The sequence below is a fragment of the Oryzifoliimicrobium ureilyticum genome (assembly GCF_037199735.1).
Lineage (GTDB): Bacteria > Pseudomonadota > Alphaproteobacteria > Rhizobiales > Rhizobiaceae > Rhizobium > Rhizobium ureilyticus.
The window spans coordinates 1-12,561 of the sequence record NZ_JBBBVQ010000007.1 but is presented as its reverse complement, the minus strand read 5'-3'; the positions used below and the strand labels follow the sequence as shown (position 1 = coordinate 12,561).

Sequence of the window (12,561 nt, the reverse complement as noted above, 5' to 3'; positions counted from 1 at the left end):
TCTTTTTCTCAAAGTCCTGCCGGTCGACGAAGATCGAGCGTTAAAGGAAACTCGGGCGAGGGAGCTTCATCGCGTGGGATGAAACCACCTGCCGTATGCCCCCATGGTTCAAAGCGGGCCAGACGGCGCGCTTCGGCTTCATTTCCATTGACTGGGAACGTTTCATAGTTGCGCCCACCTGGATGGGCAACATGGTAGACGCAACCGCCAACCGAACGCTTCGACCATGTATCATAAATGTCGAACGTAAGCGGCGTGTGGACAGGCATGACGGGATGAAGTCCCGACGCCGGCTGCCATGCCTTGAAGCGCACACCAGCAACCGAAACACCTGACACACCGGTTGGCGCAAGCGGCACGATGCGCCCGTTGCAGGTGACGCGATGGCGCTGCGGATTGATGCTTTCCAGAAGAACCTGAAGGCGCTCGACAGAGCTGTCGACGTAGCGCACCGTACCGCCGATCGCACCCTGTTCCCCCATGACATGCCAGGGTTCGAGCGCCTGGCGCAGCTCGAGCTTCGATCCCTCGTATTCCACTTCGCCGCAAAACGGAAAGCGGAATTCAAGCTGCGCCTTGAACCAGTCTGCGCTGAACTCAAAGCCGTGACTTTTGAGGTCCTCGAGAATGTCGAGAAAATCGGCCCAGACATAATGCGGCAGCATGAAGCGATCATGCAGGGTTGTTCCCCAACGCACGAGGCTGCCATCGATCGGCTTTGTCCAAAATCGTGCAATCAGTGCCCGCACCAGAAGCTGCTGGGCGAGCGACATGCGGGCGTTCGGCGGCATTTCAAAGCCGCGGAATTCGACAAGTCCAAGACGGCCGGTGGGTCCGTCCGGAGAAAAAAGCTTATCGATGCAGATCTCCGAGCGATGCGTATTGCCGGTGACATCGACCAGAAGATTGCGAAACAGCCTGTCAACGAGCCAGGGCAGGGGTGGCGCTCCGCGACCCGGCATTGGAACCTGCGCCATAGCGATTTCAAGCTCGTAAAGGCTATCATGGCGCGCCTCATCAATGCGCGGCGCCTGGCTGGTCGGTCCGATAAACAATCCGGAAAAGAGGTAGGACAGCGATGGATGGCGCTGCCAATGAAGGATAAGGCTCTTCAACACATCTGGACGACGCAGGAAAGGACTGTCATTGGGGCTCGCACCGCCCACGACGACGTGATTGCCGCCACCTGTGCCCGTGTGCCGCCCGTCGATCATGAACTTGTCGGCACCAAGACGAGACAGGCGCGCCTCTTCATAGATGCCAGTTGTGATCTCAACGCAGTCCTGCCAGCTGGCCGACGGATGCACATTGACCTCGATAACACCGGGATCAGGCGCGACACGAATTACGTTGAGACGTTCGTCATGCGGAGGAGCGTAGCCTTCGATATGGACGGGCAATCCTAGCTGCGCCGCCGCTCGTTCGGTCGAGGCGAGAAGGTCGAGATAATCCTCTATACTTTCCATCGGTGGCATGAAGACGCACAGCTTACCGTCCCGTGCCTCAACACTGACGGCGGTGCGCACATAGCCGATGATCTCATCGGCCGCCTGAGGAAGTGAGGTAGGCTGCGAAGGGGACGCCTCAAAATGAGCGGCTTTCAGCTCTCTGCCCTTATCCTGCTCATAATCAGGCAGCTCGCTGCGCGGAACAGTCGGATCGACGGGGTTGATATAAGGATATTGAGAGGGTGCGATCCACGGAAGCGAAGATAGCGGCAGACGGTAACCGACGGGACTGTCGCCCGGCACCAGAAAGAGATGACCCCGCCGCGTCGTCCATTTCTCGCTGCTCCAACGTCGGCCGGTAGCACGCGAATTCCACGCCTGAACCGGAAGAACATAGCCTGATGGTCGTGTCAGGCCCCGCTCAAAGACGCGTGCCATGCGGTTGCGCTCTTCAGGATCCTTCAGTTTCGAGTTCGAAGGATCGACATTTTCAGGCAGATTGGCTTCGCGCACCAGCCATTCTGCAGGATCTTCAAAGGCAGGGCTGACATAGTCCGGAGAAAGTTCAAGTTCCGTGGCGATCGTCTTCAGCAGGCTCCCCGCCTGCTCTTCGCCGACATTATAATCCTTGCCTTCGACGGCGACGAGGTCGCCATTCGACCAGATAGGAAGACCATCCTTTCGCCAATACAAGGAGAAGGTCCAGCGCGGAAGGGTTTCGCCAGGGTACCATTTTCCCTGACCGTAATGCAGAAAGCCGTTCGGTGCGAACCGGCTTCGCAGCCGCCGGATCAGTGCGTCAGCCTTTTCGCGCTTGGTTGGGCCGACGGCTTCGGTATTCCATTCGGCCGATTGGAAATCGTCGATCGACACGAAGGTTGGCTCGCCTCCCATGGTGAGCCTTACGTCTTCGGATTTGAGAATGGCGTCTACCTTCTCGCCAAGGCTGTTCAGTGATTCCCAACTTTCATCGGAAAATGGCTTTGTGATGCGCGGATGTTCTGCAACGCGTGTCACTTTCATGGCAAAGTCGAAACCGACCTCCGCTTCTCCGAAATAGCCGCCGGAAATCGGAGCGGCATTCCGATAATGCGGCGTTGCCGCCAGCGGTATGTGGCTTTCTCCTGTCAGCAGCCCCGATGTCGGATCCAGCCCGACCCAGCCCGCGCCAGGAAGATAGACTTCCGCCCAGGCATGCAAGTCGGTGAAATCGACCTCGGTACCTGATGGGCCGTCCAAGGCCTTCAGGTCTGGCGTCAGCTGGATGAGGTAACCTGATACAAACCGAGCGGCGAGGCCAAGATGGCGCAGGATTTGAACAAGGAGCCAACTCGTATCGCGGCATGATCCGCGCTTTGACTCCAATGTTTGTTCTGGGGTCTGAACGCCGGGCTCCATGCGGATGACATAGCCAATTTCGCGTTGCAGACGCGCGTTGATGCCGACAACCATGTCAACGGTGTTTTGTCCCGGCGTATGATCCAACGTTTCGAGAAACGCAGCCAGCATTGGGCCTGTTTCTTCCGGTTCTTTGTAGATGGACAGGTCAGCCCGTAGCGCCTCGTCATATTCGAAGGGCCATTTGGTCGCGTCGTCTTCTACGAAAAAGTCGAAGGGGTTGTAGACCGACATGTCCGCCACAAGATCAACTTCTATCCGAAGCTCTGTGACGGGATCGGGAAAAACATAGCGGGCAAGATAGTTGCCGTACGGATCCTGCTGTAAATTGACGAAGTGGTTGGACGGTGTGACCTTCAGCGAATGGCTGATGACTTTTGTCTTTGAATGAGCGGCCGGTTTGAGCCGGATAATCTGAGGTCCCAACCGGACCGGCTTATCGTAGATATAGTGGGTCAGATGATAGATGCTGGCTTTGATCGACATTCTGCCTCGGTACGGCCCGTTCTTTGCGGCCTTCCTTTTTGTTCCCGAGCCCACTGTGTGCAATGCAGCGAACGAATGCAAGGTAGAAAGCAGCAAGCCGACGGGCCGAGGTCCCGATTGAGCACAAGCATGTGCCTTTGACGGTCGACAATCGATGGGGCGGCGAAAAGCCCGGCGCACTCTTTGCGCCGGATCCATGTCAGGCGAAAGCGGTTTTTGCGAGGGAATCAGGACATACGGGCCCGATGTCCTTGTTCCTCGACAGCCGCGTGCTTCCTATTGTGAAGGATCGACGACCAGAGAGCGATGCCAATCAATGCGGCGCCCCCCAGACCGGTGATGACTTCGGGAATATGCACAAGGGTCTGAATGTACATGATGACCGAGAGAATCAGGATCGCGTAAAACGCCCCATGTTCAAGATAGCGGTACTCCGTCAGCGTTCCCTTCTCGACGAGCATGATGGTCATTGAGCGAACATACATCGCGCCGATGCCAAGACCAATGGCGATGACGAAGAGATTTTGCGTGAGGGCAAAAGCGCCAATGACCCCGTCAAAGGAAAAGCTTGCGTCAAGAACTTCCAAATAGATGAAAGCACCCAATCCGCCCTTGGCAGCGGCACTCATGGTTTGCTGAGAAGCATCGAGGAGCCCGCCAATGACTTCGACGGCAAGAAAGGTCAAAAGTCCGTATATGGCTGAATAGACGAAGAGCGGCGCGTTCTCTCCTTCCAGAAACCAAGAGAAGATGAGAGCAATTGAAAGGACAATCGCCACCTCGATACCCTTGATCGTGCCGGAGCGCGCCATGATCCGTTCGATCCCTGGGATCCAGTGAACATCTTTCTTGTGATTAAAAAAGTAGCTTAGTCCCACCATCATCAAAAATGTTCCGCCAAAAGCGGCAATGGGAAGATGAGCGTCATTCATGATCTGTGCGTAGCGCGCAGGCTCTTTTGCTGCCAGCACGAGCGCTTCCCATGGTCCCATCTTCGCGGCAATCGCCACAATGGCGAGCGGAAAAACGATCCTCATGCCGAAGACGGCGATGATAATCCCCCAGGTGAGAAATCGGCGCTGCCAAATGGGCGTCATTTCCTTGAGCTTGTTGGCGTTGACGATCGCATTATCGAACGACAGTGAAATTTCCAGAACGGCGAGCACCGCACAAATGAAGAAGACGCTTGCCATGCCGCCAAGCGTGCCTGTGGTTTGCCAACCGAGAAATCCCCCGCCGATGAGGCCAAGAGCAGTGACGATAAAGGCCCAGCGAAAATAACCGAGCGACGACTTTCGTGGCGCGTTCATCTCAGCACCTCGCAGACGCTGGAAATGATAAGTGCACGCAACTTGCTAGAAACGGAAGAAAGCGAAGAACGCCTTCCGTTGGAAATCGAGATTGTCATAAACCATCATCCGCCGGCTCAACTGCAGGCGGCACCGACATCACGAGAGCGCCGAAAACTCTCGCCAGAGGGGCCCGGCACCAAAGGCAAATCGCGGCTGTTCAGCAAGTCAGCCGTCAACACGCTAAGTTAGCCACTCCTGCTGTAAATTCAAGATTGTGAGAGCATGCAGTCGTGACCAATCAGTTGATTGAAGATGGTGACTTATGGTTAATTCATTGCTGTCCAGGAACATTCATGACGACATGTCGTTCGATATGATGGCGCTTCAGCCATGGCAGAGGAGCAACAGATATGCACAGTCATCGCGAAATTCCGTCAAAAAGAATTGAGGCAGCTGAACGAGTTAAGCGCGCGAGCGCAAACCGCATCAGAACCCTTCAAGTGATGCCGCCTCATCACGTCGATTTGCCGCTTGCGCCGACCCCAGTAGATGACATCCACGTACCAGCGCATGTATCCGGCGCGGATCTTTCCAAAGGTGGACTCCAGACCAATCCACGGAAGATCGACAGCTGAAGATCTGTCTTCATTTTAAGCAGTCGAGAGATTCACAAAATTATGTGCCGGATAGGAACCGGCTTTTACCAGGCGCGTTATCGGCCTGGAAAAATCAGGTAAGCCGAGGGAGATCATGAAGATCATTTCTGTGCCACAAGACATCTATCAGAAGCACGAAAACGAGTGGTTGGCTATTCGCCAGTCGGGAGAAGGGCGGACATCCAAGCGCAAGACCGACATGCCGATTTGGGAAATCCCTCATATCTCTCGAAGCCAGTCGGAGACCATCGATAAACAGTGAGCCCTCGTTGCTCCTGGACAGCTAGGCAGGCCGGGTTCGCCCGGCCTTTCTTATGTGTGGAATCAGAAGTCGAGCCAAGAAGGACGGCGGAACAGGATCGATAGCCTTTGCGTTGGTAAAGCAGATCGAGACTGAACTCGTTTGCCGTATCATATCGACATGAGAAAGGCTTTCACGATGAACCTGCATGACGACGAAAAAAGGACGATTGAGAAGTCCATCATGCGCGATGTCATAGTCATTATGGCAGGACTGTCCGCCATGGCTGGCGTTCTTCTAACAGTTGTTGTCGCGGCAAACGCCTAGAAGAGCAAAAGCGCCTGAACGAAGGGCCTCCGGCTGTCCCCTCATATACGGACCTGTTTCAAAAAGAGATTAAATCCGATCTTGCCAACCTTTCAGAAAGGATTGTCCGACGATAATCCCGGCGAAAGGAATATGATGATGGCGAAAAGATCGAGAAGCGCATCGCGCCGCAAATCAACATCGCGATCAGCGAAGAAAGGCAACGGGAGCCTACTGCCTTGGCTCGCGGCTGGTGCCGTTGCGGCCGGCGGTATTTGGTATTACGACCATGCTGGGAGCTCTCATTCCAATCCCTTGAAGGAGCTTGCGCATCAAGCAGAAGGGGTCATGAAACAGGGTTCATCTGAAAAAGAGGGTCGAAGCAATACAGTGGCATCGCGGCAAGCTACAACTCCCTTGCGTGAAACCAGTCCAACCCTGCCCAAGCCACCTGAAGCGATTCCCGTCGCAGCTGTCAGACCAATCATTCCAAGCAGCGCCGTTTCGCGGCCGAGTGAACCGGAAGGCTCACCCACGGGCCGCTCGTCGGAAGGAAATGCCTCGTTCGGCTATTGCGGACAGGGAGAGCATATTAACTGTGTCGCCGATGGCGCAACTTTTTGGTACAAGGGCGAAAAGATCGTCATGTCAGACATTGCCTCGCCTCGGATCGATGCAGCGCGCTGCGACGCCGAGCGTAAAGCGGGATTCGCTGCAAAAGCAAGATTGCTGCAGCTTCTAAACGCCGGCAGGTTTAATATTTCGCAGGAAACATCGGGCAGACTTGTGTCACGGTCAGGGCGGTCGCTTGGTGAAGCCCTTGTTTCAGAAGGCCTCGCCCGCCGCCCCGGGAGCGGCTCCTGGTGCGCTTGACACCATCGCCGCTCTGGGTATGGCAGATCTAGGGGCAGCGATGCGTTGGCTCATTGACGCGGCGCCCTAGCACGGGCGAAAATTCGCCCCCTAGCTCGCAACAGATCTTCCATGGCGCCACATCTTCCAAACCAATAGACTCTTCTGCAGCTAGGGTAGCCACATGGCCAGCATCGCTTCTGTGCGTGAACCTCAGGCTTATTGCTTCTTGGGCGTCTCTTTGCTGTCGGCCGGCTTCTTCTCAGTCGAGGCTTTGGGTGGCTTCGGCTGAACCGGCGCTTTGCCGTTTGTGTCGAAATTCGCCGCAAAACTTGAATCTGTGCTTTTTGCCGAGCATTGCACAGCAACTGGTTTTCCGCTGTAAGGATTCCCGAAGGTGCAGGTGCCTGTGACCTTAACCTGGCCGCTCATCCGACCTGCGACACCTGTCGTCACAAGGCTCAAGGGAAGGCTCGCTTTGCCGGCAGCATCCGCCTTGATTGAGGTTCCGTCGCCCTCAAAGCCAAGCAGCTTGCCGCCGGCGTTGAAAATGAAAGTCACCCGTCCATTTGGAAGGGTTACACTCGCAAGTTGATTTTGACATTGCTTCGTCGCATCCAACTTCGCAACGAGCAATTTCGAACATTTTCCCGCGAGCGTGAGAACGCCCGGCGCGCCGGGAAAATTCTTCTCTGCAGCTATGCTCTGCGCTGCGGTTCCAAAGGTCAGGACAGTGAAAATCGCGGCTTTGACGATTGTTTTCATCGCTGGAATTTCTGTGTCGCGCATCATTGGTCCTTGGTTGTTGCCGTTCAAAGAGTTGTCGTTTTCCACCTTCTTTTGGAGGAAAATATGTCGTGCTCGCGGGGCGGGGCCAAAAGCTGAATTTCTTGCAAAGACAACCTATGTGTTAGTAATTTAGAATGGAAATTGCTGCACTATCGATGTTGAATGAATCCCGATCGGAAGGCGAATGATTGGATCGGATGTCGCAGGTTTTTTAGCCATCTGCCCTATGCCGGCCCTGATCGTGGATGGCAATGGCATTATCCTTGGCGCGTCAAAAGGTGCGGAGGATCTGTTCTTAGGCCTTGGTCGCCTCCAAGGCAGCCTGTGCGCATATTTTTTGCCACATTGGGACAAACTGGATTCTGGAACTGATATCGAGATTCCTGATCGAAACGGTCATCGCCAGCTTTTCCAACTTCAAACGGCTCCGTTCCCATCCACCGACCAAGACCTCACTGCGATCTTTCTTCAGGCCTCTGCCGACGAGCGCGAAGCTGGTCGCATTGCCCGGGAGGCAAGTCTTCGTCTGCGCCATATCATCGAGATCATGCCCGAGGCCGTTTGCGTATTCGACGATCAGGATCGGTATGTTCTGTGGAATGAAAAATATTCCGATCTTTATCCCGAGATAGCCGAGCATCTTCGGCCCGGCATCACGTTCGAGGAAATCCTCAATATCAGCATTTCTACGGATGCTTATCCGGAGGTTGTCGAAGACAAGGAAGTTTGGCTGAAGGAACGGATGGAGAAGTTCCATCGGTCCGTCTGCTTGGACGAGCAGAAATTGCAGGATGGCCGCTGGCTGAGGCATAACGACCGGCGGATGCCCGACGGTGGTTCGATTGGCATGAGGATCGACATTACGGAACTGAAGCAGAGAGAGGACTGGCTGCGCCAGTTGTTCGAAGCCAATCCCATGCCGATCCTGCTTTGTAACAACACGGACCTTCAAATCCTCCAAGCGAATGAAGCGGCGGTGCGCTTCTTCGGCTATGAGGTCGGCGATCTTCTCGAAAAGCGGGTGTGCGATCTGCATGCAGGACATCAACGCGAGAAATTTCGCCAGGCGATGGCTAGTCTTGCCGGAAATGCTGAAGCCAGAACCGTTTGGCGCGTGCACTGCGCCGACGGAGCCGAGCGCCATGTTCTGATCTATGTGCGGCTCCTCCAGGAGGGGCCAGATCCTCGGTTTCTTCTGACCATCGCGGATGTGACCGATAGGGTGGCGGCTGAGGCAGAGGCAAAACACCTTGCCCATCATGACGTCCTGACCGGCCTTCCGAACAGGGCCCGCTTCTATAAGGCGCTTGAAGAGGCCTTCATGGATGGTTCCGAGCAGCCCATTACCGTCTTTTGCCTCGATCTCGATGGGTTCAAACCGGTCAACGATACTTTCGGTCACGCCGCCGGCGATCAGGTTTTGAGACTGGTTGGGCAGCGCCTCACACGCGTCATGAGCGGTATGCTGGTGGCGCGTCTTGGCGGTGACGAATTCGCCGTCCTTTCACGCGAACGGCCGCAGGATTGCGCGATCTTCGCGACTCAATGTGTGGAGATGTTCAAAGAGCCATTCGTCATCCGTGGGATTCCCATCGGCATTGGCGTCAGCATCGGCTTTGCAACACGCTCCGGCGAGGAGCGCGATGGCGATGCGCTGATACAAGCGGCTGACCGCGCCCTGTACCGCGCCAAGGCAAAGGGACGCGGCGGCTGGTGCACCGGCGAAGGCTTCTTAGCGTCCGAACGGGCAGGCTGACGAAAGAGCAAGCTCGTTTTCATCTTTCTTGTCAGGCTCTGCCAGAATCAGCATAACGTCGCGACCAGAAAATCATCGCGACAAGGAATGGAAACAATGAGACTATCAGGCGATGTCGCCGCTCCCGAGGACGCCGCCGAACGGCGCGCAAAGCCGGCGGTCGTCGTCTATCCCGTAGACAGTTTGGCGCCGCCGGATATGGGAATGCTCGCTGCCGCTCGGGTAAACCTTGACGTGATCGACGAAGTTATCGTGGACCCTCGCGAAGCCGGTGCGTTCCGCGTTCCGGCCGGGCATTTTTTTCGCATTATCAGTATGGAAGGTTCGCAGGTCGGCGACCTCAACCTCTGGCATGCCAACGATCTTTCCGAGAGATTTTTCAGCGGCAAGACGCGCGCTCTGCATGGAACGCATGTTGGGGTCGGCGACCGTCTCTGGAGCTGCCTACCATATTTAAGACCGATGGCCACCATCACATATGACACGCTTGGCTGGTACGGCTGGGATGAAGACGGCGGCAGCGTCCATGATGTGATCGGAACGCGCTGCGATCCATACACGAACCGCCTTTTAAAAGGTGACGATTATCATCATTGTTGCCACTCGAATTTGACGCGTGCCTTGGCCGGCGCTGCAAACATTCCGCTTCACGAGGCGGAGCCGCATGTCCACGACGTCCTGAATGTCTTCATGTGTACCGGGTTTACCAGAGACACACACCAGTACTTCATGAAGGCAAGTCCCGTTCGGCCCGGTGATTACCTGGAGCTTTTTGCTGAAATCGATCTCCTCGGTGCATTGTCCGCATGTCCAGGCGGAGATTGCAGTGCGGGCCATTCCAGTGACGAAGCCGCTTGTTATCCGTTAAAGGTCGAAATCCTACGCCCAGATGCCGATGCGCTATCGAATTGGACTTCGCCGGCGGTCAATGCCTATCCAAGGACGCACCGTTAGATACAAGTATTGTAGGATGCCAGGCATTCTCGGCCTGTCATGCCGCAGCCTCGCATCTCAGAAGTGTGTAAACCCTTAGGAGAGCCTTTTGACCTGGCTATATCCGAAAGCCGCCTCGATAGCTTTGCGACCTCGTAGAGCCGCAAACGGACGTGAAGCCGAGTAAGCTAGCCGATCGTCGCGATCGTTTTGCTTGTCAATGCCTACCGGGGTACTGACGATCAATAGAGATGTGAAGTTCGCGTATCAGGCACGCGGCGGCCAGAAGACCCGCATGCAGTTGCTCGCCCGTCGCTCGCCCAAGATGGGCGGCAACGATCAGATCCTGCAGATCTGTAATCGTTTTGCGGATCGCCGTGCCGTTGGCGCTCCTTGCCTGCTCTTGCATGTCTCTGATGGTGACTACAGAGCCATTGAGCAAGCGTTGCTGTTCTGTGGCATCGACACTGTTGACGCCATTGGCGGCGCGGATCAGCTGTGACACAAATTGATTGGCCGCACTCATGAAGCAGTTTTCCCGAAGCAATGAAACCGCATCGATTGGAAAGCATCGAGCTTTAGTGAGGCTGAATATAAGATTGTCAGCCGCTTTCTGATTTATTTAAATTATAGACTTCGGAAAGTTACACGATCCTCAGTGTCCCAGCCAAGCGGACGCTATAAGAGGATACGCCGTTGTACAGTTTGTAACCTGCTGGGCTTCTCCACAACGAATGCGACGCGTCATCGGGATTGTCGGCAAGATTGAGTATGCCAACAAATACCAAAAGGCGCCGTGGGCGCCTTTTGGTCGTTTAACTAAACCAAGTGATCAGGCTGCTATCGCAGCTCCCTGACGGCGCCGCTTTACGTAAAGAGCGAGACCACCCATTGCCAATGCGCCGATGCCTGCGCCAGCTTCAGGACCTGGAACTGCCGTCGGCATATTGAAGGTGGTTACGGTTTTAGCACCAAACGAGCTGAAAGACTGAGAAAGCTTTGGTGCTGATGGCACAGAATAAGTAGCGACGAGATACTTAAATGAGTCCGAATTTAAAGCGTTCACCTCGAAGTAGGTGGTCGACAAATTTTCTTTGCTGAATACGCTCGACCAAGCATCTTTCCACTTGGTAAGCGCTGACAGAATCTCTGTTGTGCTGTTAAAGGTTGTGTTGCTGTTCGTCGCTGTGATCGCCGCGAAGGCAGGCGTTGAAAACGCAACTGCAACCGCCAAAGCAATAAGTTTCAATTTCATTCGCCGATCCTCTCGAATTGCAGGCGCCGCAAAGTCTTCTGGTAGCGATATAGTAACCTTAAATATCTTTCAATAAGATGAAGTGCTTATCAAGAATAATAGTTAAGTTCAGACAATCTATTCTAACTAAAGGTGTTTAATTTTGGAAAGATCGCCTTAGGCTTGCAATTCTTACAGCGAAACTCGGCCAGATTTTCAATCTTTAAGAAAAATTACTGTAGTTTAGCGATCATGGTCCTGAACCAGGTAGGGCTAAATTTGGTGCGGCTACCACAACGGATAGTTTGAGTAGATCATTTTGAGATTGGAATCGCCGGCTATGCTCGCGGGCGTTATCAGTTTCTGATTGAGGACATAGTCATAGCACTGTTGGAAGTCGAATCCTCGCTCTTTACATTCAATATCGCGCTCCCATCGCGACTGAAATAGCTTACGGACAACCACGTTGTTAACGTTCAAATCTCCCACTTTCTGCACAGTCCCAATAGGAAGGCCAATAGTTTGGTATGCGAGATAGGGTAGTTCGCTGCAGTAAATGGCGTCGTTGTTGAATGAGAAAAAGATATCGTAGGGTTTGCCGTAGAGTTTCCGCGCAAAAGAAAGTAGCTCGCGAGCTTTATCCGGCGTCAGGCGGGGATCCCTATAAATGGCAGTGCGCTTCAGTAAGCCACGCTTGATCCAATCTTTCAAAGGCGTTTCCCGAACCGTTGCCGCCGCCTCGATCACGGATAACTCGCCGTTGTTATTCTTAATGATACCCATATGCGAAAAAGCTGAGCCGCTCGCGAAAATGATTGCGCTGGATTGGCTGCTGGTCGATGTTTGAAAAATCAGATCTCCATCGTGAAGTGGAGGGTATGCGCTGTCGGCAAGAGCAAAGAAAGTGCCGGCCAAAAGGCAAGCGATAAGAGCTACGATTGCCATTACCTTCTTCATCTTGTCCTTCCAAATGATTTGAGCGCTTTTGCAAATCGCATCGGCGCGGCATCTTTCGCTTTGAAAGACGACGGATAGAAGGCGGTGGACTTGGGGTGGTAATCATCCCATTTTTAGTGGGTTTCGCAACTGGACCTCAGGCGGCTGTTTTTAATTTCATCGCGGGCGTAATGCCGCCGATGGCCATGTTGGGCCTCTCATTGTTGTATGTCC

At 54.4% G+C, this 12,561-nt stretch carries 12 protein-coding genes; 6 read left to right on the top strand and 6 right to left on the bottom strand.

The window, feature by feature from the left end:
• Positions 1-8: 8 nt before the first annotated feature.
• Positions 9-3,332, bottom strand: coding sequence for a transglutaminase family protein (locus VQ830_RS11200; RefSeq protein WP_337268194.1), 3,324 nt, complete (start codon positions 3,330-3,332; stop codon positions 9-11).
• 227 nt (positions 3,333-3,559) lie between these two features.
• Entirely contained in the window at positions 3,560-4,642 is a 1,083-nt protein-coding gene (locus tag VQ830_RS11195; RefSeq protein WP_337268193.1) for a DUF475 domain-containing protein, read from the bottom strand.
• A gap of 392 nt (positions 4,643-5,034) precedes the next feature.
• Here VQ830_RS11195 and VQ830_RS11190 point away from each other — a divergent pair, with 392 nt between their 5' ends.
• From VQ830_RS11190 to VQ830_RS11175, 4 genes are all read left to right on the top strand, one after another.
• On the top strand, positions 5,035-5,259 hold the full coding sequence (locus VQ830_RS11190; protein ID WP_337268192.1) for a hypothetical protein: 225 nt from the start codon (positions 5,035-5,037) through the stop codon (positions 5,257-5,259).
• Between the two features lie 115 nt (positions 5,260-5,374).
• On the top strand, positions 5,375-5,542 hold the full coding sequence (locus VQ830_RS11185) for a hypothetical protein (protein ID WP_337268191.1): 168 nt from the start codon (positions 5,375-5,377) through the stop codon (positions 5,540-5,542).
• A 159-nt stretch (positions 5,543-5,701) separates the two neighbouring features.
• The gene (locus tag VQ830_RS11180) at positions 5,702-5,848 is read left to right on the top strand and encodes a hypothetical protein (RefSeq protein WP_337268190.1); all 147 of its coding nucleotides are present in this window, start codon (positions 5,702-5,704) and stop codon (positions 5,846-5,848) included.
• 327 nt (positions 5,849-6,175) lie between these two features.
• Positions 6,176-6,700: a hypothetical protein gene (locus VQ830_RS11175; RefSeq protein ID WP_337268189.1), complete on the top strand. Its 525-nt coding sequence runs from the start codon at positions 6,176-6,178 to the stop codon at positions 6,698-6,700.
• 198 nt (positions 6,701-6,898) lie between these two features.
• Here the strand turns inward: VQ830_RS11175 and VQ830_RS11170 are convergent, their stop codons facing one another.
• Positions 6,899-7,468, bottom strand: coding sequence for a hypothetical protein (locus VQ830_RS11170; RefSeq protein WP_337268188.1), 570 nt, complete (start codon positions 7,466-7,468; stop codon positions 6,899-6,901).
• Between the two features lie 184 nt (positions 7,469-7,652).
• Here VQ830_RS11170 and VQ830_RS11165 point away from each other — a divergent pair, with 184 nt between their 5' ends.
• Together VQ830_RS11165 and VQ830_RS11160 are read left to right on the top strand one after the other, a co-directional pair.
• Entirely contained in the window at positions 7,653-9,224 is a 1,572-nt protein-coding gene (locus VQ830_RS11165) for a diguanylate cyclase domain-containing protein (protein ID WP_337268187.1), read from the top strand.
• An 87-nt stretch (positions 9,225-9,311) separates the two neighbouring features.
• A complete protein-coding gene (locus tag VQ830_RS11160) occupies positions 9,312-10,178 on the top strand; it encodes an urea carboxylase-associated family protein (RefSeq protein ID WP_337268186.1) in 867 nt (288 codons plus the stop codon).
• A gap of 196 nt (positions 10,179-10,374) precedes the next feature.
• On the opposite strand, the gene VQ830_RS11155 is transcribed toward VQ830_RS11160, so the two are convergent.
• From VQ830_RS11155 to VQ830_RS11145, 3 genes are all read right to left on the bottom strand, one after another.
• Positions 10,375-10,683 carry a hypothetical protein gene (locus VQ830_RS11155; protein ID WP_337268185.1) on the bottom strand — a complete coding sequence of 103 codons (309 nt, stop codon included), beginning with the start codon at positions 10,681-10,683 and terminating at the stop codon, positions 10,375-10,377.
• Between the two features lie 306 nt (positions 10,684-10,989).
• Positions 10,990-11,412, bottom strand: coding sequence for a hypothetical protein (locus tag VQ830_RS11150; RefSeq protein WP_337268184.1), 423 nt, complete (start codon positions 11,410-11,412; stop codon positions 10,990-10,992).
• 267 nt (positions 11,413-11,679) lie between these two features.
• On the bottom strand, positions 11,680-12,348 hold the full coding sequence (locus tag VQ830_RS11145) for a YiiX/YebB-like N1pC/P60 family cysteine hydrolase (RefSeq protein WP_337268183.1): 669 nt from the start codon (positions 12,346-12,348) through the stop codon (positions 11,680-11,682).
• Between the last annotated feature and the right edge of the window lie 213 nt (positions 12,349-12,561).